This is a genomic window from Agrobacterium sp. 22117 (assembly GCF_052045735.1).
Classification (GTDB): domain Bacteria; phylum Pseudomonadota; class Alphaproteobacteria; order Rhizobiales; family Rhizobiaceae; genus Agrobacterium; species Agrobacterium cavarae.
The window spans coordinates 172,731-193,046 of sequence record NZ_JBQEPP010000005.1 but is presented as its reverse complement, the minus strand read 5'-3'; the positions used below and the strand labels follow the sequence as shown (position 1 = coordinate 193,046).

The 20,316-nt window shown below is 56.0% G+C and carries 15 protein-coding genes and 1 pseudogene; 6 read left to right on the top strand and 10 right to left on the bottom strand.

Translation table 11 applies throughout. The features are described from left to right. Positions 1-157 precede the first annotated feature (157 nt). Positions 158-1,051 carry an NAD-dependent epimerase/dehydratase family protein gene (locus ACTJKV_RS15700; RefSeq protein ID WP_274101235.1) on the top strand — a complete coding sequence of 298 codons (894 nt, stop codon included), beginning with the start codon at positions 158-160 and terminating at the stop codon, positions 1,049-1,051. A gap of 165 nt (positions 1,052-1,216) precedes the next feature. Here ACTJKV_RS15700 and rsgA read toward each other — a convergent pair whose 3' ends face one another. The 6 genes and pseudogenes from rsgA to ACTJKV_RS15670 form a co-directional block, all read right to left on the bottom strand. After that, positions 1,217-2,227, bottom strand: coding sequence for a ribosome small subunit-dependent GTPase A (rsgA, locus tag ACTJKV_RS15695; RefSeq protein WP_112519704.1), 1,011 nt, complete (start codon positions 2,225-2,227; stop codon positions 1,217-1,219). 15 nt (positions 2,228-2,242) lie between these two features. After that, positions 2,243-2,416, bottom strand: coding sequence for a hypothetical protein (locus ACTJKV_RS15690; RefSeq protein ID WP_165456979.1), 174 nt, complete (start codon positions 2,414-2,416; stop codon positions 2,243-2,245). A 176-nt stretch (positions 2,417-2,592) separates the two neighbouring features. Continuing rightward, a pseudogene (locus ACTJKV_RS15685) lies at positions 2,593-4,176 on the bottom strand (ABC-F family ATP-binding cassette domain-containing protein); the annotation flags it as partial. A 307-nt stretch (positions 4,177-4,483) separates the two neighbouring features. Continuing rightward, positions 4,484-4,783, bottom strand: coding sequence for a hypothetical protein (locus ACTJKV_RS15680; RefSeq protein ID WP_112519705.1), 300 nt, complete (start codon positions 4,781-4,783; stop codon positions 4,484-4,486). Between the two features lie 217 nt (positions 4,784-5,000). Then, complete coding sequence (locus ACTJKV_RS15675) at positions 5,001-5,699, bottom strand: anti-sigma factor (protein WP_112519706.1); 699 nt, start codon at positions 5,697-5,699, stop codon at positions 5,001-5,003. Then, positions 5,696-6,241: a sigma-70 family RNA polymerase sigma factor gene (locus ACTJKV_RS15670; protein WP_062424375.1), complete on the bottom strand. Its 546-nt coding sequence runs from the start codon at positions 6,239-6,241 to the stop codon at positions 5,696-5,698. Before ACTJKV_RS15670 ends, ACTJKV_RS15675 begins: the two co-directional genes overlap by 4 nt. A gap of 203 nt (positions 6,242-6,444) precedes the next feature. Here ACTJKV_RS15670 and ACTJKV_RS15665 point away from each other — a divergent pair, with 203 nt between their 5' ends. Both ACTJKV_RS15665 and ACTJKV_RS15660 read left to right on the top strand, forming a co-directional pair. Next, positions 6,445-7,233 (top strand): DUF4394 domain-containing protein, encoded by a 789-nt coding sequence (locus ACTJKV_RS15665; protein ID WP_440599046.1) that lies wholly within the window; start codon positions 6,445-6,447, stop codon positions 7,231-7,233. Between the two features lie 172 nt (positions 7,234-7,405). Then, positions 7,406-8,431, top strand: coding sequence for a hydroxyacid dehydrogenase (locus ACTJKV_RS15660; RefSeq protein WP_112519707.1), 1,026 nt, complete (start codon positions 7,406-7,408; stop codon positions 8,429-8,431). Positions 8,432-8,503: 72 nt separating this feature from the next. Here ACTJKV_RS15660 and ACTJKV_RS15655 read toward each other — a convergent pair whose 3' ends face one another. Further along, positions 8,504-11,515: a DEAD/DEAH box helicase gene (locus ACTJKV_RS15655; protein WP_440599045.1), complete on the bottom strand. Its 3,012-nt coding sequence runs from the start codon at positions 11,513-11,515 to the stop codon at positions 8,504-8,506. Positions 11,516-11,983: 468 nt separating this feature from the next. Beyond that, complete coding sequence (locus ACTJKV_RS15650; protein WP_162743452.1) at positions 11,984-14,020, bottom strand: NADH:flavin oxidoreductase; 2,037 nt, start codon at positions 14,018-14,020, stop codon at positions 11,984-11,986. 141 nt (positions 14,021-14,161) lie between these two features. On the opposite strand from ACTJKV_RS15650, the gene ACTJKV_RS15645 reads away from it, so the two are divergent. Further along, positions 14,162-14,800: a TetR/AcrR family transcriptional regulator gene (locus ACTJKV_RS15645; protein ID WP_112519710.1), complete on the top strand. Its 639-nt coding sequence runs from the start codon at positions 14,162-14,164 to the stop codon at positions 14,798-14,800. 138 nt (positions 14,801-14,938) lie between these two features. Here ACTJKV_RS15645 and ACTJKV_RS15640 read toward each other — a convergent pair whose 3' ends face one another. Continuing rightward, entirely contained in the window at positions 14,939-16,780 is a 1,842-nt protein-coding gene (locus tag ACTJKV_RS15640) for a putative bifunctional diguanylate cyclase/phosphodiesterase (RefSeq protein WP_112519711.1), read from the bottom strand. A gap of 56 nt (positions 16,781-16,836) precedes the next feature. Next, complete coding sequence (locus ACTJKV_RS15635) at positions 16,837-17,331, bottom strand: oxidoreductase (protein ID WP_162692977.1); 495 nt, start codon at positions 17,329-17,331, stop codon at positions 16,837-16,839. Positions 17,332-18,134: 803 nt separating this feature from the next. Between ACTJKV_RS15635 and proV the strand changes: the two genes are divergently transcribed. After that, positions 18,135-19,367, top strand: coding sequence for a glycine betaine/L-proline ABC transporter ATP-binding protein ProV (gene proV, locus ACTJKV_RS15630; protein ID WP_062424387.1), 1,233 nt, complete (start codon positions 18,135-18,137; stop codon positions 19,365-19,367). A 36-nt stretch (positions 19,368-19,403) separates the two neighbouring features. Continuing rightward, entirely contained in the window at positions 19,404-20,294 is an 891-nt protein-coding gene (locus tag ACTJKV_RS15625) for an ABC transporter permease (protein WP_112519713.1), read from the top strand. Positions 20,295-20,316 lie beyond the last annotated feature (22 nt).

The following is a 20,316-nucleotide window of genomic DNA, read 5'->3' as shown; positions in this document are numbered from 1 at the left end:
CGACTGAAAAACGTGACATACAGTCTCGTTATCATTTCCTTCGTTGCGTCAATGATGGATTTGCTGTCGTATGGATAAGGAGGCGCAAGTGGTGTCAGCGATCAATTCAGAACGATCGACCATCACCAAGCGCGCGCGTTTCAAGAGGAGGCAAGACATGAGCAAACGTATCGTTTTCACCGGGGGCACAGGCAAGGCTGGGCGCCATGCCGTTCCCAAGCTTCTGGACAAGGGATACTCCGTCCTGAACATCGATTTGAAGCCCTTGGACTTGCCCGGAGTGAATACGCTGATCGCGGATATCACCGACAGTGGTCAGGTCTTCAATGCCCTGACGACCCATTTCGGTTTCGATGGTTTCGAAAACGGCGCTCCGCCTTCTGCGCCCGACGCCGTCGTGCACTTCGCGGCGATCCCTCGGGTGTTGATCGAGCCGGACAATGAAACATTCCAGGCCAATGTCGTCGGCACATACAATGTCATTGAAGCTGCGATGAAGCTCGGCGTCCGTAAGGTCATCATCGCCTCAAGCGAGACCACCTACGGTGTGTGCTTTGCGGAAGGAGACAAGGACTTCCATTCGTTTCCTCTCGAAGAGGATTACGATAGCGACCCAATGGATAGCTATGGTCTTTCCAAGCTCGTAAATGAGAAGACGGCACGTGCCTTCGCCATGCGATACAAAGCCGATATATACGCCCTGCGCATCGGCAACGTGATCGAACCGCACGAATACGGAAACTTCCCGGCCTTCATTGATGACCCCATGTCTCGCAAACGCAATGCCTGGAGCTATATCGACGCGCGCGATCTCGGCGAGATTGTTCATCTGTGTATCGAGAAGGACGGCTTGGGCTTTCAGGTGTTCAACGCGGTCAACGACACGATCACGGCCGATCTTCCGACCGCCGAATTCCTCGCCAAATATGCCCCCAATACGCCGGTGACGCGCGAAATGGGAAGGGACGAAGCACCGCTGTCCAATCGTAAGGCGCGAGAAGTTTTGGGATTCAAGGAAGAGCATCCCTGGAAGCGCTATGTGACAAGGTAGGCTCGGCCTGTCTGACCACGACGTAAAAATGATGGCGGGTCCAAATGCGGATCCGCCATTGGCCTCTTTTCCCGTTGATGCGTGAGCCTCCCCCCCGCTTCAGGTCGTTCTTGTTTCGTATGTCGTTATCGCAAAACCGCTGCACACTTTTGTGTGGACCATGCTTTAACGCTTTTTCTTGATCGTCTTGTTGCCGCGCGGTCCGCTCAGCACTGGAGTACGGCTGCTGTTTTCGGCAGACAGGCTTCTCCAACGTTCGAGGCGATCGGCATCGACATCGCCTTTTGCTATCGCGTCTCGTACCGCGCATCCAGGCTCATGCGCATGGGTACAGTCGCGAAACCGACACAGAGGCGCTAACTCTGTGATCTCGGCGAAGAGCGTATCTATTCCATCGGTGATGTCGCTGACGTAGAGCGTCCTTATGCCCGGCGTATCGATGACCCAGCCACCGCCTTGAACCCCATGCAGGGACCGCGCCGTCGTGGTGTGCCGGCCCTGTGCATCGTACTCACGGATGGTTCCGGTTTTCTGCATAGAATCGGAGGCGGTCAGTGTGTTCACCAGCGTTGACTTTCCAACACCGGATGATCCCACCAGTGCAACGGTTTGACCCATGCCTAACCATGGCATCAACGAGACGACAGCATCTGCAGAACGCCCATTCAGCGCAATCACAGGGAGATCGCGCTGCAATGCCTCTGCTTTTGACTGAAAATCGCCAACGTCTGCCGTCGTATCCGCCTTGGTCAGCACGATCACGGGCTTGCTTCCGGCCTGGTCTGCCATGATCAGATAACGCTCCAGCCGGGCGGGATGGAAGTCCGCATTGCATGAGGTCACAATTAACAATGTATCGATGTTGGCGGCAACCAGTTGCTGGCCACGTCCGCCCTCCTGGCGTCTTTGAAACAGGCTTTTTCTGGCAAGTCTGGCGACAAACATTCCGGTCAGCGGATCGGCGAGGATCCAGTCGCCGACTGCAAAGTCTGCCGTGTTGCTGTTGGCTGGTAGTTCCAACGCAGCAGACCCCGCTACATCGATTGCCTCCACGCGTGAGCGGTGAACCGATGATATGCGTCTTGGCGCCAAGCCGGAGTCTTTCTCGCTCACTTGATCGGCAAAGAAAGGGGACCAACCGAGTTGCTCGAGAGACGGGGTTATCGCAGTCGTCATGAACTGTTGTCTCGCCTACTTCTGGGGATCGCGGCTCGGCAGAGATCTTGCATAAGCGGCGGCTTCTCCGGAGTAAGGGAAATCTTCGCCCAATTGACGATCGCCATCGAGCACCTTGAACGTTGGACCATCGACCTCAGCGATCTTGTAGCCATTCACGTACTCAAATTTCGGCGTTCTAAAACCCATCGGCGTTCCTTCGCTCAGGCGAAATTGCTCTTGGAACTACCTGTCTATCAGGCAGCACCCTAAAATACGACGTGCAAAACCGCCGCGTCACTCGATACTCGATAGCGCGTCGATATCTTGTCCGATGGCACAAGCTGGGGTCGCTCGGATATGAAGGCGATTGGACCTTAGTTTTTCTTCTTCTTTTTCTTTTTGCCGGACGAGACGACGATATCCCGGTACTCGTCCATATCCCCCTCGAAGGTGGTGACAGTGCCATTGTTTACAAGCCACAGGCGGTCTGCAGTCGCTTCGATGAGATGACGATCATGCGAAATCAGGATGACCGCACCATCATAGTCGTTGAGAGCCTCGATCAGAGCTCGACGACTATCGATGTCCAGATGGTTCGTGGGTTCGTCGAGGATGAGCAGATTGGGCGCATGGAATGCCGCAAGCCCCATCAGCAGACGCGCCTTTTCTCCACCGGATAGATCCTTGGCCGCGGTTGCCATCTTTTCGGTGGCAAGACCCATTTGCGCGACGCGTGCACGCACCTTGGACTCAGGCGCCTGCGGCATCAGCTTGCGCACATGATCGACTGCGGAGTCCTCAGGCACCAGGTCATCCATCTGGTGCTGAGCAAAAAAACCGACCTTCAGCGAAGGCGCTGTGCGCAGATCTCCAGTCTCCTGCGCGAGACGGCCGGAGATGAATTTGGCGAACGTCGATTTGCCGTTACCGTTCGATCCCAGCAGCGCGATGCGGTCATCATTGTCGATGCGCAGATCGATACCCTTGAGGATTGGATTTCCCGGCTCATAGCCAACCGAACCACCATCGATGGCAATGATCGGCGAAGCAGGCTGCTTTTCCGGGGTAGGAAATGTCATGGGTTGAACGTGGTCTTCGATTACAGAAGACACGGTACCCATCCGCTCCAGCGCCTTGACGCGCGATTGTGCCTGCTTGGCCTTCGATGCCTTGGCCTTGAAGCGGTCGATGAAGCTCTGCAGGTGCTTGCGCGCTGCTTCGTTCTTGACCTTGGCCTTGTTTTGCAGCTCGTCGTTTTCGGCCTTCTGGCGTTCGAACTGGTCGTATCCACCACGGTAGAAGGTCAACTTCTTCTGGTCTAGGTGGACAATCGCATTGACGGCGTTGTTCAACAGGTCGCGGTCATGGCTAATGATGATGACTGTGTAAGGATAGCGGCGAATGTAATCCTCAAGCCAAAGCGAGCCTTCCAGATCGAGATAGTTTGTCGGCTCGTCGAGTAGTAGCAAGTCAGGTTCGGCGAACAGCACCGATGCCAGCGCCACGCGCATACGCCATCCACCGGAAAAGGATGATGCGGGGCGAAGCTGGGCCTCCTGATCGAACCCAAGGCCTGCCAAGATGCTGGATGCGCGCGCCTCGGCCGAATGCGCGTCGATATCAACGAGCCGCATCTGGATGTCAGAGATGCGTTCCGGATCGGTCGCTGTTTCCGATTCCAGCATCAGCGCAGCACGCTCCTTGTCGGCAGCCATGACAATCTCGATGAGACTATCTTCAGTGCCTGGAGCTTCCTGAGCCACCTGACCAATCCTGGCATTCTTTGGGATCGAGACCGACCCGGTTTCGGCGCCGTGATCGCCTGTGATGACTTTGAACAACGTGGACTTGCCGGCACCATTGCGGCCGACAAGGCCTGCCTTGGTGCCGCTTGGAAGCGTAACGTTGGCTTTATCAAGGAGGAGGCGTCCGGCGATACGGGTGGAAAGATCAGAAATGGAAATCATGAAGACGTCTTGGTCAAACTTGCGGGTGATAGCAAGCGCTGGAGGTTCTGCGCCTTTGATTAGGGAAAATAGAATTGTTTGTGGATGCTGCGTTGCAACACGTTACGCGTACCATGCAGGTTTGCCTGACGCAGAGAACCGCAAACAAGCCGGCGCCAAGGCATCGATCGAGTGACGCCTAAACGGCGCGCGCGCAGGAAGCGAGCTTTCACAGGCCGACAAGGGATATCGAACCAGAAGTAAGGCTTGCATAAGACCCACTGGTGGGCGGCAACTGCGGCCCCGGTGCATGATCGTGCACCTGCCCTTAGGAGAGGTTTCGGCCGTAGATCTGCAACGCTATCAGAAACGTCAGACAGCCAATCGCCGTCAAGATCAGTGCTTTCTTCCCGGCCTCCTTGTCTCGATACACAAGCGCCGCAATGAACGTGCTCACTGTCCAGATACCCGTCGTCAGCATCAACAGCCATGAGTAGATGAAGGGTCCGAGATCGTATCCGCCCCCGCCGATGGAAGGCCCGGCAGACAGATCAATCTGAAGCGAGATCAGTACGGAAACCGGAACGGCAAGCGCCGCGAGCCAGAGCCAGAACGACCATCTGCGCATTGTCACTCCATCTGCCTAGATCGACCGCAGCGGCTTGGCGGTTCGACGCAGCAATCTGCTTTAGAAGGAAATGTGCTGCTTTTCATGGCCTTCCCAATGATGGGGTTTCGCTCTTATGATCTTGCGCGGTACGAGGTGTTCAACCTACACCGTTGTGACGCAGGCGCACGAGGTCATACAGATGACAGTTGTTGAGCGTGCCCTCAAAGAGTGAAAGCTAGCGCGGCATGCGTGCAAATCCCTTCGCCAGGATCGGTCCCGTTGGACGCCCTGTTGGCGAACCGCCCGCTTGCTCAAGCGTCAGCTCGTAAAGCTGATCTGCGCGTGGTTTCGGAAGGGCTGGTCCTTGAAGGCGAGCCGAATGCACACCGTCAAGTAGACCAAGCGAGATAGGCCCCACATCGCGCGATGGCAGGGTCCAGACCTGGATCGTCTTGTCGCGCGGAACGGTGAAATCGGCCAGCAGCCGGACAGAGGCTTCGTCATTGCCGAAATCCTCCACGACCGCCTGGACTTCGCCGGCATCATTGACCAGCACCGCGATGACCAGCGGTTCTACCGTTCTGGTCAGGCTGTAGACGAGCCCAACGGCCAGAAGCAGTGACGCGGCGAGAGAGGTGAGCGCTGCGAACTTCCAGCGCCTTAGACTGTTGTCGTTTGCGACTGGCCGGTCAGGGGCGCGATGGTCTTGACGGGGCAGAGCAGACTCGATGCGCCGCCAGAGGTCTTCGCTGACCGATTGAGGAGCCAGGCTCGTATCGAGTGGCAGGAACCGATCCCTGCTTGCCGCGATCGCGGCCTTGAGTTCAGGATCACGTTTCATGGCATCCTCGATCTCTCTGGCTTCAACCGCGTCGAGCAATCCCAGTACATACTCGTCGGCAAGATGAGGCACGTCCTTGCGGTCATAGTTCATGCCAGGCACTCCCGCAGTGCCGACAGTCCACGCCGGATCCATGATTTGGCAGTACCGAGCGGAATTCTCAGGCGACCGGCTATTTCGCCGTGTGAGTAACCGCCGACATACGCCATCAGAATGCCTTGCCGCTTCGTGTCCTCAAGAGAGCCGAGGCATTCATAGAGTCGGGAGTTGCGGTCCAAGCGATGCCAGGCCGCCATGATCTCATCTGCCTGCTGATCGTCGCGAAGCGTCTCAACGTCTTCGACCACATGCTCTCGTCTGCCGTCACGAAGCAGATTGAGCGCTCTGTTGCGAACAATGGCATAAATCCAGCCGCGTGCCGAACCGCTATCGGAGCGGTACTGATGGGCGTGCGTCCAGATGCGGATGAAGGCGTCCTGCACCACCTCTTCTGCAAGCTCACGACGCCGAACGATACGTTGGGCCACGGCGATTAGCTTGCCTGCCTCCTGATCGAATATCTGACGCAAAGCCAGCCGGTCGCCGTTGGCGCAGCCATTGAGCGCTTTTTCTAGATCAACCGGCAAAGAGCCCATCGCTGTCAAACTCATCTCCTCGGATCGGAAAGGGAAATCCGCTGTCTTTGCCATCTATACCCGGGTCGCGGGCACTTAGATGCAGCTTTCAAAAAAATTTTCACCGGCTGCATCCAATCGCATCCCCCGTGGTGTCTTCAAGATGGAGGGTTGAAAGCCATGTGGCGAAACCTTCTTCGATTTTAAACGCACGGGAGAAGAATATGCAGACCATTCGTTTTGCTTTGGCAGCCTCCATATCCGTCATCGCTACGGCGACATCCGCGCTGGCAGCGCCGGTATTGGGATTGAGCGGCGACAAGACACTCGTCATGTTCGACACGGAAAAGCCCGCGGTGTCGAAGACGATGGAGGTCACAGGCGTCGATAAGCTTGTCGGCATCGATTATCGCCCCGGCAACAAGACCGTTGTTGGCGTTACGCCCGATCATCGCATCGTCAGCATTAATCTGGAAACGGGCGCTGCAAGCGATATAGCGAAAATGGACAAGATGCTGACGATCACCGATGCTCCGGTGGTGGTCGACTTCAACCCGATGGCGGATCGTCTGCGTTTCATGAGCGGAACCACCAACCACCGGGTTCACCCTGACACGGGTGCGGTCACGGTTGACGGTACGCTCGCCTTCGAAGAGGGCGATATGCACAAGGGCGAAACGCCGAATATCGTCGCGGCCGCCTATACGAACTCCATCGGAAAGCCGGAAAAGACGGCGATGTACAATATCGACGCCACCATCGGCGCGTTGATCCAGCAAACGAAGCCGAATGATGGGACGCTGAAGGCAATTGGTAAGCTTGGCCTCAAGGATAAGCCGGCGACATACGCCTTCGATATTCAGGGCACGGAAGGTGGCAAGAACACGGCCTACCTTGCTGCAAACAAGATGCTCTATACGGTCAATCTCGAGACCGGCAAGGCGACCGAAGTCGGCGCGATCACCGGCGTGGAGAATGAAGTGAGAGACATCGCCGTTCTGCCGGCGATGTAAGGAACGAGGGGGCAGGCGGCCAAAGCTGACTGCCTCCTTCCATCTCATAGACTGTGGGGAGTGACGCCGGGTACTTGCGCCTGTCGACTGTCATCATCGCCGAATTGAGCTTGCCCGGTGAGGGGGTATTCACGCTAATCTGCCGCTCACGCGATTCTCGAGGGAGGAAACGATGAGCCGCAACATCATTCTGGTCGATCCACTGCCGAGAACGCTGGACCTGATCATGGAGCCTTCCGTTCGAGCCCGTCTGGAGGCGCTCGGCGAGGTAATCGTATCCGAAGACCGCCAGATGCCCGCCGAAGAGGTGGAGCGCTACCTTCCAGACACGGTTTTGATATTCGGCCAGACTGACATGCCAAGAGAGCGTTTGGATCGCGCGCCGCGATTGAAGGCGATCATTAATGTGGAATCGAATTTTCTGCCCAATGTCGATTATCAGGCCTGCGTCGAGCGAGGCATATGGGTGATCACACCGGCGTCGGCTTTCGCATCACCGGTTGCGGAAGCGTCGCTTGCCATGGCGCTGGACCTGGCACGCGGCATTACCGCAGCGGATCGTGCGTTCAGGCAGGGCACCGAGCGTTATGGACTTGAAGGGAATTCGGAGACATTCCGCTTTGCCGGAGCCCCGGTCGGCATCATCGGTTTCGGCGATCTTGGTCGTGAACTGCGTGAGCTCATTCGACCGTTCCGAAACACGGTCCGCGTGTTCGATCCCTGGCTACCGAAGGAGATTGTCGAGCGGCTCGATTGCCTGCCATCGACGCTTGATGAGCTCCTACGAGAAAGCCAGGTGGTCTTCGTCTTCGCCAGTGTCACAAGCGAGAACGAAGGTTTCCTCGGCAAGAAGGAATTCGCCTCGATGAAACCGGGTGCGGCTTTCCTGTTGATGAGCCGTGCCGCCGTCGTAGACTTTCCGGCGATGCTTGAGGCTGCAGCATCAGGCCATATTAGGGTGGCAACCGACGTGTTTCCGGAGGAACCAGTCAAGGTAGATGATCCGGTCCGGAGCGCGCCTGGCATCCTTCTCTCTGCTCACAGGACGGGCGGTACACGCGATGCCTTCTATGCTTTGGGTTCGATGGCCGTCGCGGATGCAGAACTTATCATGAAAGGGCTTCCACCGAGGCTTTGCCGTCGTGCTGATCCAGCAACGGCAAGCATGATGAGGTCTAAGCCGGTTTCCGTTTCATAATCATGAGCTTATCCGCGTAACCTAACCGGATATGGCTGCTCGACTCTAGGTCGGTCATAAAGCGTTTCGCTGCTACCTCATGCTCGTGTTGGCTTCCGCCAGAATCTGCTCGAACTGTTTCAGTTGCTTTTCGCCGTTGCCGCTTGAAACCTGGAAGATCAGCCTGTCGTCCCGTCGCACTGCTCCTGCCTTTTTTGTAAGGTGTGCGAGCACCTTGGCTGGGGTCTTTGATGTGAATGTCAAGGCGAGCGCCTTCGGTCCCGCCTCGAGCTTTGAGATGCCTAATCGCGCCGCGCTCAGTTGAACGCGGCTTGTTCGCAGCAGGATGAGTACTTCCGAAGGCAATTCACCGAACCTGTCCTCAAACTCTTCCTTCAGATCATCTATCTCGAGGAGACTGGAGGCACGGGAGAGCTTGGCATAGAGATTGAGTCTGGTGGCGGGATCCGACACATAGTTCGCCGGTATCGTCGCCGCTGTGTCGAGCTGAAGGATCGTCTGTTGCGGGAAAGGTGATGATTTCTTGCCCAGTTCCGCGACAGCCCCAGCCAAAAGCTTCTGGTACAGTCCGACGCCGATCACCCTCATATGCCCAGCCTGATCATCACCGGCGATGTCGCCACCGCCACGCAGATCGAGATCTCGCACACTGATCGCCAAACCGGACCCCAACCGGTCACTCTCGACAAGCGTGGAAAGCCGCGACAAAGCGTCTTCGCCCAGATCTGCGCCCTCTTTCAACAAGAGGGTCGCTCTGCCCTGCGCGCCAGAACGGCCGACGCGTCCGCGCAGTTGATGAAGTTGAGCAAGCCCGAAGCGCTCTGGGTGCCATATGAACATGGTATTGGCCCGCGGCACGTCCAGCCCATTCTCGATGATGTTGGTGGCGAGCAGGACATCTCCATCGCCTCCCGCAAAACCGACAATTGTCTCGTCGATTTTTGCTGCCGGCATCCTGCCATGCGCCACCTTGACCGACAGTTCTGGAACGATGTTCTTCAGTATGGTTTCGACACCTTCGATGTCTTCAATACGAGGAACGACGACGAAGCTCTGTCCCCCTCGGCGATGCTCCCGCATCAAACCCGTTCGCATCGATGCGCGGTCGAAAGCAGCGAGTGAGGTACGCACCGGACGCCTTCGCGATGGCGGCGTGGTGAGAAGGCTTACCTCCTGAACGCCAACCATAGCCGATTGCAGTGTTCGCGGAATTGGTGTCGCCGACATCATAAGCGTGTGGAGGGAAGGCGCGAGCTTGTTCATCGCACTCTTCTCTTTCAACCCGAAACGATGCTCCTCATCCACGATCAACAGCCCAAGCCGCGCAAAACGCACATCTTTTGCGAAGATCGCTTGCGTCGCCACGATGACCCCGATTTTGCCCTCAGCCAGAGCCGCTTTGGTTTGCTTGCTTTCGGCTGGCTTAACCAGCCGCGACATCATCCCGACAGAGACGTCTGTCCCTTCGAAGCGTTGCTGGAAGGTCTGGAAGTGCTGACGCGCTAAAACGGTGGTGGGCGCGATGACGGCAACCTGTCCGCCAGAGAGGGCCACCGCCGCCGCGGCGCGCAGCGCGACCTCCGTCTTGCCGAAGCCGACGTCTCCGCACACGAGGCGGTTCATTTCCTTTCCCGATGCGAGATCAGACAAAACATCGTTGATCGCTTTTGATTGATCGCGGGTCTCGGCAAAAGGAAAACGGCGCGTAAAGGCTGCAAATTGAGTGCGAGGAGGGATGAATGTCTGCGCCTGTGAGGACTGCCTCTGCTTGGCAATCTTCGAAAGGTGACGGGCGGTTGAAACGATGTCCTGCGCAATCTTCTGGCTCTTTTTGCTCCATGCCTCGGTGTGGAGACGATCGAGCGAAACAGCATCAGGCTCGGATCCATAACGCCAGAGCTTGTCGAATTCTCGCATGGTAACGAGGATGGAATCTCCATCGCGATACTGCAATCGGGCTGCGTCGCGCGCTACGTTTTCGACAAGGATCGTCTCGAGATCCTTAAGAACGCCAATGCCATGATCTTCGTGCACAACCACATCACCGATCCGAAGCTCGGGCTCGGTTAGCAATTGATGAGAGTTGGTGTCGGCCATCGGTGCATCGGGTGCAGCAACGACGACGATACCCTCACTCGTATCGAGAAAACCTTCCTGGAGATTGCTGGCAATCTTCATGAGACTGCCAGGCGTCGCTCTCAAAACATCATCCCATCGGCCGACCGTACCGTTGGGAGCGTCCGCTCCCTTCTCCAGTCGCCGATAAAGGGCCTCGGCGCGCTTGCCGTTACCCGCGATCAGAACCTTCTTATGCTCTTGGAGGGCGTCCTGCGCGAATCTGGTGATCGACTTTCGGTAATCGGCGTCATAGGGCTTCGTCGGCAGATCCTCACCATCGTCGACTTTTAGGGTCCCTAACCGCATATGACCGGTCTGCTCGTCCCATTCGCCGCGGTCGAGATACAGCGACTGACGCGACGCTGCATCCGCTACGCCGAAATCAATATGGGCCTGCTGCGCGTCGTCGATGATGTCCAGATAGTGTTCGAGCCGCTGATTGATGCCCTGTCCCAGGATCAGGGTCGTATCACCGAGGAGATCAAACACGCTCGGCATGAGATCGTACTGGCGAATGAGCGAGTTCTCGATGGTACTTGCAGATGGACCGGCGTCTTGAGAAGCGTCATCACCTTTGATAATTTCCGAAGCGGGGCCAATCGATACGTGCTCCAAAGAACTTTCCGTGCGCTGCGATAGGCGGTCGAAGCCGTGCAACTCCACAAGGTTGTCATTCTCATCAAGCACAATCCGCATGGGCCCCGGAGCACCGGCGGGGTAGATGTCGATGACGCAGTCACGGACAGCCAATTCCCCCGGATCGTCGGCAACGCCTTCTTCCGTATATCCTGTGCGTGCGATGAAATTCATGAACGCATCGCGGTTGAATGATGTGCCGACCTCCAATTCGAAAACGCTCTCGGAGATGGCGTCTGCTGGCGGGACGCGTTGAAGGATTGCTTCCAATGACGTCAGCATCAGGCGGCGGCTGGAAGGTCCACCAATCCATAGTCGCAGCGCGTCCATTCTCCGGCCCATGCAGTGGCGAGACGGGAGAACGCGGTCGTATGGAAGACAATCCCACGGAGGAAACACAATATGGTTTATCTCTGGGAAAAGAGCAGTGATGGCCTCCGCTATCCGGTCGGCTTCTCCCTCACTCGCCGCAACATAGCAGAGTGACGTTTCGGATTGGGCAAGCAAAGCAGCAAGCCTCGTTGCAACGAATCCTGGCGGTAGCTTTGGTGGCTGGATCGGCTCAGGGGCGTTGTTAGATGCGGCGGCTCTTTTCTTATTAGGTCTAGACGCGCTCACATCCATTCGCATTTCTTTCATAAGCAATTTCACCAGCCATCGAGAACAAAGTTCCCAACAGCTTGTTCCTTGCCAACGTCATCTTTGCAGCGCGTGAGCCCGTGCGGATGAACGATTGTGACGGCCCTTTAGCGAGCCGTCGAGGATGCGTCCATTTTCGCTTCGATTGGATTTGAACGATCAGAGATCCTTTGCAATACGCAGACCGTCGTAGATTGCGGCGTGGGTGTTACGCGCCGCTACTGCATCGCCAATCCTGAAAAGCTGAAACGTGCCATTCTCGTTTCGCGTCACGGATTGGGAATCGCCTGCAATAAGCTGATCGTGGGAGACTTCACCACCGTTGATCGATTGCGGCTTGAGCTCGAAGTAGAGTTCATCCAGCGGCCGTGTTCCGTGGTTGACCACTACCTGGTCGAAGAGCTTGCGCTTGTCGACACCACCATAATCGCTGCCGATGTGGGCCAGCAACTGGTTTCCGCTTCGCTCCACTGCCGTCAACGTATAGGTCACCGTGAACGTGGTTTCGAGCTTCTGCAATGCTCTGATATAGGGGACGAGATTCATGCCCATGACCTCCGGCGCAAAGGCGCGGTCGCGTGTCATGATCTCCACCTTCGCTCCGGACTTCGCGGCAATCTCGGCAGCTTGAAGGGCTGCGTGGTCGCCGGCATCGTCGTAGATCAGGACGTTCGTGCCGGGTTTGACGTCGCCCGAGATGATGTCCCATGAAGACACCACGAGTTCGTTGCCGGCCACCAGTACATCGGTATGGGGAAGTCCGCCCGTAGCGATGATCACCACGTCTGGCATCTCAGCCTCTACGGTCTCCACATCCGCCCAGGTGTTGAAGTGAAACTGAACGCCGAGCTTTTCGCACTGGCTCATCCGCCAGTCGATAATACTAATCATCTCCCGGCGGCGCTCGCTTTGAGCCGTCAAACGGATTTGCCCACCGGCGTTGTTGGCGGCCTCGAAGACGACAACCGAATGGCCGCGTTCGGCAGACACCCGGGCCGCCTCAAGCCCCGCGGGTCCCGCCCCAACGATGACCACTTTTCTACGTCGCGTGGCTTTGGGGATGGTGTGAGGGATGTCGACCTCTCGTCCCGTTGCGGCGTTGTGGATGCAGAAGGCCATGCCGCCCTGGTAGATGCGATCGAGACAGTAATTCGCCCCGACGCAGGGTCGTATGTCATCCTCCCGCTTTTCCATGATCTTACGGACAATGTGGGGGTCTGTCATATGGGCGCGCGTCATTCCAACCATATCGACCTTGCCGGAAGCGATGGCGTGCCGAGCCGTTGCAACATCGGGAATTTTTGCGGCGTGGAACGTCGGGAAATTGGTTGCTGACCGGATCTGACCGGCGAAATCGAGATGCGGCGAATTGGCCATCCCCTGGATCGGAATGACATCCGTCAGTCCTGGGTCTGTATCGATATGGCCGCGGATGACATTGAGGTAGTCGATCAGGCCGCTTTCCTTTAGGCGTCGCGATATTTCGAGACCTTCCTCCGAGCCCGCGCCATTCGCTACCCGCTCATCTGCCGTGTAACGAATGCCGAGAATGAATTCGTTGCCAACGCGCTTTCTAATCGCGCCAAGCACGTCGAGACAGAACCGCATGCGGTTGTCGAGCGAGCCGCCATATGGGGCATCCAGCTCATTGGTTCGAGGCGAGGTGAACTGCTCGAGGAGATGGCCGTATGCCTCCAGTTCCACGCCATCCATGCCGCCTGCCTGCATCCGCTCTGCGGCGTCGGCGAAGTCCTTGATGATCCGCTCGATATCCCAGTCCTCTATCTTCTTGGGAAAAGCGCGGTGCGCGACTTCGCGATGATGGGATGGGGCGACGACCGGGAGCCAGTCGCCCTTGTCCCATCGCGTGCGACGGCCAAGATGGGTGAGTTGAACCATGATCGCCGAACCCTGCTCATGCACGGCATCGGTCATTTCCCGGATCCAGGGAACAATCTCGTCCTTATAAGCGAGCAGGTTGTTGAAAACCGGAGGGCTGTCTTTCGATACGGCTGCTGATCCGGCCGTCATCGTCAGTGCAACTCCGCCTTTCGCCCGCTCCACCGTGTATGCGCGATATCGCTCCTTTGGCATCCCGTCTTCCGGATAGGCCGGTTCGTGCGCTGTGACGATGATGCGGTTTCGGAGCGTCAGGTGCTTAAGTTGAAAAGGCTGGAGGAGGGGATCGTTCGACATCGGCTTTCTCCGCAAGAGGGTTGTCGTCAAACTAAAAAAAATGTACATAGGTGTCAATATTAAGAGCATGGCAGTACATTGGTTCGATGCATGTGTGATCAGGCAATTGTTTGAGATCCACCGGTTTGATAGGAACCGACCATGACAGAGATTTCTCACGACAGCGGTTGGCGCGGATCGCAAGAGGTGTGGCTGCAGGCTGCCTATGAAGCCTTGTTGGAAACCGGCGTCGAGTCGGTGAAAATCCTGCCGCTTGGAAAAAAGTTGAACTTGTCCCGCACGAGCTTCTACTGGTTCTTCAAGGACCGGGAAGAGCTTCTGTCGGCGCTTCTCACCCGCTGGCGGGAGAAGAACACTGGCAATTTGGTCAAGCAGTGCGAGGCTTATGCTGAGAGTATCGTTGAGGCGATGTTCAACGTCTTTGATTGTTGGATTAGCCCCGAACTGTTCGATCCACGCTTTGAATTTGCGGTTCGGAGTTGGGCCCTGCAGTCTGAGGACATTTCGACAGAGATAGAAAATGCCGACCGCGCAAGGCTCTCCGCGCTACAGAATATGTTCATGCGGTTTGGCCACGCCGAGCTGGACGCGGATGTTCGGGCCCGCACGACCTATCTCGTTCAAATCGGCTACGTTTCGATGCGCACGAAAGAGAACATTTCTTTGCGCATGAAACGCATTCCTCACTACATCGAGGTGTATACCGGTATCGCGCCCCAGCAGCGCGATCTCGACCGCTTTTTTGCCCGCCATAGCTTCAAGGGTGCCGATCTTGGATGATTTTACGACCTTCCACGGCAACTCGATTTGAGTTTCCTGCGAAAATTGCCGACGAAATGTTGTGCCTACGGTGTCAGAAGCTAGGTCGACGCTTAAGCAGTTTTATCAGGCAGCGTAGGCCCGCCTAGGATCGCCCCTCTATCCGCGCTTCTTGAAAGCGTCCGGTCCTGCCTCGAAGGTGAGCCTCGATAGGGATGCTTCGGCGGTCAACGGCTTGTCGAACAAATAGCCCTGACCCAAGTGGCATCCTGCGGAACGCACAATTTCACGATGTTCTTCGGTTTCGATGCCTTCGGCGACGATCGTCAACTTCAGCCGGTGGGCAAGATCGCATGTCCCGGCAATGATTGCGGCGGCTTCCTCGGAATGTGATGCGCCGCGCAGGAATGACTGGTCGATCTTTATTTTATCGAAGGGGAAGCGACGTAAATAGCTGAGAGAAGCGTAGCCGGTGCCAAAGTCATCAAGGGAAATTCGGCAACCCATGAGCCGGAGTTCATGAAGAACGGAGAGCGCGCGTTCGTCATTCTCGATCAACGTGCTCTCCGTGATCTCGATCTCGAGGCGCTCGGGTGAAACGCCATTTTTTGTCAGAGATGCGCGCGTATGGAGCACAAGGGATGGATTCGTCAGCTGAGCTGCGGACACGTTGACAGCAATAAAGGTGTTGGTCGGAAGAAGGGCTGCCTGCTGGCAAGCGGCTTCGATAACCCAAGATCCGATAGGGCCGATCTGGCCGCTCTCTTCAGCGATCGGAATGAACTCCACAGGGGAGATGAGACCGAGTTCAGGATGTTGCCAGCGTAACAATGCCTCGAAGCCTCGCGTCGTGTCGGTGGCAAGATCGACGATCGGCTGAAAAAGCAGAAATAGCTGTCCTGTTTCCGTAGCAGTCGCGAGATCGTTTTGCAGACATTGCCAACGTGTCAGGTGTTGGTTCATGTCCGGGTGAAAGATCATGAACTGGTTGCGTCCAGCCTTCTTTGCTTCGTAAAGTGCGATATCGGCGTGTCTGAACAGGGTTGAGCCGCGATCGGAATTAACGTCGCTTGAGCTGACACCGAGGCTGACGCTTGAGGTGACGAGCCTGCCATCGATGTCGAAAGGTGCACGGACTTCCTGCAAAATCCGCTTGCTGCATTCGACGGCCTCATTTGCTGCGTTCGAGCCAGTGTATAGAATGCCGAATTCGTCACCGCCAATTCGTGCAATGACGCTGGCGCCGATGCACGATGTGCTCAGTCGCTTAGACAATTCGACAAGCAATCGATCGCCAGAGGCGTGCCCCAGCGTGTCGTTGATCATCTTGAAGTGATCGACGTCGAGGATGATCAGTGACTGTTCGACATTCTGTTTACCCGAAATCGAAGCGTGGAAGCCAATCCGGTTTGCGATACCCGTCAAAGAGTCTATTCGTACGACGCGGTCCAACTTGGCATTTTGGCGGAAAACAAACACCAGCAGAACGGCGCCAAAGGCAACGAATGTCATCGTGACAAAACAGATCGTGGCAAAGATGATGCTGAGCTGACTCTGGTTCTGTTGAATCTCGTCTCCGACAGTCGCATGCGAAAGCGAACCTAGTCGCAGCACGGGCGCGATGAAAGGCTGAAGTTTTGATACGCCTTCGCGCATGGCCGTCGGAGAATGCGGCTCGGAGACCAGCGGCGCAAGCGTCGATACAACGGTTTTCAGGTCTTCCAGCATCGCCTTCTGCTTGGGGTCGCTGCTAGACGAACTGGATGACAGGATCTTCAACCGGTTATTGATGATGCTGAGCCGAAACGCGACATCACCGATTTCGCCTGATGTCTGACTTTGCTGGAGAGCAAACTGGAGGCGCAGCAACTCGACCGCGGTTTGGCCTAGATCGAAGGTGCGATTATAGCGGGATGCTTCGACGATATGGCGTTGGTAACTGAAAGCCAGGAAAGAACTCGCAACAGCGATCAACGCAAGTGCCGCCGTGACAAGTGTCAACGTTATCTTGGTACGCCGGTAGCGGACTGGAAGGTCAATTGTGTCCCCGATCGCTCTCACTGGACGTTGATTTCCGCAATTTGCCACACAGCACGACTGTAATAGGTCTGATGCTGCAATTCGGGGCGGCTATCGAATGGGAAAACCAGAAACACCGGACCCTTGTCACTGACCGGCATAATCGTGCCGTTTTGGCGGGTCGCTAGGAGCGCACCGGCCTCTTGCAGCTCGGATATATCCGCTTCCACTTCGTAGTCATTCAAAGCGATGATCTGTAACTTCGTGCCGCTGAGCTGCGTAGAAGACAGGAAATCTTTCAGCGACACACCACTGAATTCCGTCACGCCATTATGCCAAGGCGTCGTGGTCGAGAAGCTGGTCTGGGGCATCTTGTCCATTGCCGGCAGATCAAGAGCGATCGAAATTGGCTGCCCAGAAGCAAGTCCCTGAATCTTCAAGATTGGTTCTGAAGAATGTGCAGTATTACCGCCAACAACACCAGCAAGCATCAGCCCGGTCAAGAAACGAATAACGTGTCGGCGAGTTGGCATGGATCATCCCCAATTTGATTGCCAAGCCTTACCTCAAGTTTCGTTGTGTTCAATCTTATTCGATTGCGGTATTATGTTATGTGTAACAATTATTTAATGCCGCTGCAGGAACCGGTCGCATTTTAAGACTTTTGGGTGCGGTGCTTAAGTTTCCGGCTCATAATTTGAATTTGCGCATGTTGTATCAAGTCGAAGTAGTCAAGCAGTGCTTCTAAAGCGTCGCCAGCTCGCAGGATGGTACAGCTTTCTAGCCGAGTGGCATCCGATGCGCCTGAAAAATGTCAGGGCGATCAAGGGGCTCGTGGTCGGTGGAGCTTTGCGAGAGTCCGGCGATCATACTAAGCTCCCTGTGCGTTTTTACGTGTGGCATGTCGCAAATAGACGGATTCTGGCTGGGGATGTCTGCCCCCGAATCTCGCGATCACGTGGATTTTACGAAGTGCCTTTTTGGTACGACACGGCAGTGCATTTGCGTCTCATGCAGCGTCTGAACGCAAGTACCGACCACTTCGCGAAAAATATTTGAGGTTTTTTTATGGACATTGGAAAAAAATTGCCGTAAATTGTCCGCCTTGGTAAGCTTCACGCTCGCCACTCCGTATTTTCATTCGGGTTAGATAACGAGCATGCGAAAGCATCATCACGGATCTGAGCCCTCGTTCCAAAGCTTGCGGTAGCGGTGATGTCGCAAACAAGCTGTAATCCTGTCGATGTCCCGATCCTCTCGAACCGTGAGGTTGTCGGGGTCCCACTGCGATAAAGAAGGAGAATGCCCTTGCTCTATGCTGGGCTGAATTAAATTTATGAATTCTCAAACTGAAAATGACGCACTGGCTCCGCCGGTTACGACCAAAATCAGTCTCAATAACGTCTATAAGATATTCGGTGAGGACACCGACAAGGCGCTGGATATGGTTCGCGCCGGGAAGACGAAATCTGAAATCCACTCCTCGACTGGATGTTCGGTTGGCGTCAACAAGGCAAGCTTCGATATTCAAGCCGGCGAAATTTTTGTCATCATGGGCCTCTCAGGCTCGGGCAAGTCCACCCTCCTGCGATTGCTTAACCGGCTGATCGAGCCCACGGCGGGTTCGATTGAGATCGATGGCCAAGATATCACCAAAATGTCCCGTCGCGACCTGATCGAGGTGCGCAGGCGCGATATCAGCATGGTATTCCAGTCCTTTGCTCTTCTGCCCAACCGCACAGTGATCAACAATGCCGCCTTCGGACTTGAGGTTGCCGGTATGGGAGAAGCTGAACGTAACGCAAAGGCGCTCCTGGCGCTCGAAGCTGTCGGTCTCGCCGGTTACGCAGACAGCATGCCCGATCAGCTTTCAGGGGGGATGAAGCAACGCGTTGGCTTGGCTCGCGCGCTTGCCAGTGAACCCACAATCCTGCTCATGGATGAGGCATTTTCCGCTCTCGATCCATTGATCCGCATGGAAATGCAGGACGAACTTGTCCGCCTCCAGGCAGAGCACAGCCGAACCATCGTTTTTGTCAGTCACGACCTCGACGAGGCGATGCGCATCGGCGACCGGATCTGCATCATGCAAAACGGCGATGTCGTTCAGGTCGGCACGCCAGACGAAATCGTGATGAACCCGGCAAACGACTATGTGCGCTCCTTCTTTAGAAACGTTGACGTGACACACGTCTTCAAGGCCGGCGACGTCGCACGAAAAACGCAGGTTACCATCATCGATCGGCAAGGTGTAACCGCTGCCGCAGCGCTCGAGCGAATGAAAACATTCGACCGCGAATACGCAATTATCCTGGGGCGTGACAAAACCTATCACGGCGTTGTTAGCCAGACCACGCTCGTCGAAAATATGCGTTCCGGACATTCGGACCCCTATAGGGCAGCGTTTCTATCCGAGATCGAACCGATCCCAGCTGACGAGCCGTTGTCGAACGTCCTCGGACGTGTCGCTGCGAGCCCATGGCCGGTTCCAGTTGTCGACAACTCCAGGCGCTACCTCGGCTCCATCAGCAAATCGACACTGCTTGAAACGCTCGACCGCGCGAGCTGATTTCAGCATTTCCCCCAACCGGCCAACAACCGGAGTTTGACTATGAATTTCGATATAGGGGACGGCGTCGATGCCGTCGTCAATTATGTTCTGGACAATTTTTCGCCCTTCTTGGACTTCGTCGCCACTGTGATCGGGTTCGTGACAAGTACCATCCAGGAAACGCTCACTGCCATTCCCATGCCTGTGGGCATTCTCATCTTTGTCATTCTGTCGTTTTGGCGGGTCGGCGCAGCTTTTGGTGTGTTAGCTGGACTTGCGCTTTGGCTCGTTGACCACATGGGACTCTGGACAGCGATGATGGAAACGCTGTCACTTGTCATAGCTTCAACATTGATGGCTATGATCATCGGTCTTCCGCTCGGGATCGCCATGGCGCGAAAGGATTCCGTTGCTGCGCTCGTCCGACCGGTCCTCGACCTCATGCAAACCATGCCCGCATTCGTCTATCTCATTCCTGCGGCAATGTTTTTTGGCCTTGGTGCAGTACCCGGTGCTATTGCGACCGTCATATTCGCCATGCCGCCGGTGGTGCGGCTCACCAATCTTGGTATTCGCCAGGTGCATGTTGAGTTCATCGAAGCTGGAAACGCCTTTGGCTGCACTCCTGCGCAGTTGCTCTTCAAGGTTCAGTTGCCGAACGCCATGCCCTCGATCATGGCGGGCATCAACCAGACGATCATGCTGTCGCTTTCCATGGTTGTCATCGCATCCATGATTGGCGCAGGCGGCATTGGGAACACGGTTCTCACCGGTATTCAGCGTCTCGACGTGGGAACCGGTTTCGAAGGCGGTCTTGCTGTCGTCATCCTCGCGGTGATCCTCGATCGCCTTACCCAAAGCCTTGGAAAGCCTCAATCTGCCATTTGGTCGGGGCTTTTCAAGAGAAAGAGCGAGCGCAAGGAATTGTTTCCGGCAACCGCCTGAGCGCCTGCGCCGCCCAATGATG

Excerpts from the sequence above, each read along its gene's own strand:
- ACTJKV_RS15645 (WP_112519710.1), top strand. The coding sequence starts at position 14,162 with ATGACAGAGATTTCTCACGACAGCGGTTGGCGCGGATCGCAAGAGGTG.
- ACTJKV_RS15665 (WP_440599046.1), top strand. The coding sequence starts at position 6,445 with ATGCAGACCATTCGTTTTGCTTTGGCAGCCTCCATATCCGTCATCGCT.
- proV (WP_062424387.1), top strand. The coding sequence starts at position 18,135 with ATGAATTCTCAAACTGAAAATGACGCACTGGCTCCGCCGGTTACGACC.
- ACTJKV_RS15700 (WP_274101235.1), top strand. The coding sequence starts at position 158 with ATGAGCAAACGTATCGTTTTCACCGGGGGCACAGGCAAGGCTGGGCGC.
- ACTJKV_RS15650 (WP_162743452.1), bottom strand. The coding sequence starts at position 14,020 with ATGTCGAACGATCCCCTCCTCCAGCCTTTTCAACTTAAGCACCTGACG.
- ACTJKV_RS15635 (WP_162692977.1), bottom strand. The coding sequence starts at position 17,331 with ATGCCAACTCGCCGACACGTTATTCGTTTCTTGACCGGGCTGATGCTT.
- ACTJKV_RS15670 (WP_062424375.1), bottom strand. The coding sequence starts at position 6,241 with ATGGGCTCTTTGCCGGTTGATCTAGAAAAAGCGCTCAATGGCTGCGCC.
- ACTJKV_RS15675 (WP_112519706.1), bottom strand. The coding sequence starts at position 5,699 with ATGAACTATGACCGCAAGGACGTGCCTCATCTTGCCGACGAGTATGTA.
- ACTJKV_RS15680 (WP_112519705.1), bottom strand. The coding sequence starts at position 4,783 with ATGCGCAGATGGTCGTTCTGGCTCTGGCTCGCGGCGCTTGCCGTTCCG.
- ACTJKV_RS15655 (WP_440599045.1), bottom strand. The coding sequence starts at position 11,515 with ATGGACGCGCTGCGACTATGGATTGGTGGACCTTCCAGCCGCCGCCTG.
- rsgA (WP_112519704.1), bottom strand. The coding sequence starts at position 2,227 with ATGACGACTGCGATAACCCCGTCTCTCGAGCAACTCGGTTGGTCCCCT.
- ACTJKV_RS15660 (WP_112519707.1), top strand. The coding sequence starts at position 7,406 with ATGAGCCGCAACATCATTCTGGTCGATCCACTGCCGAGAACGCTGGAC.
- ACTJKV_RS15690 (WP_165456979.1), bottom strand. The coding sequence starts at position 2,416 with ATGGGTTTTAGAACGCCGAAATTTGAGTACGTGAATGGCTACAAGATC.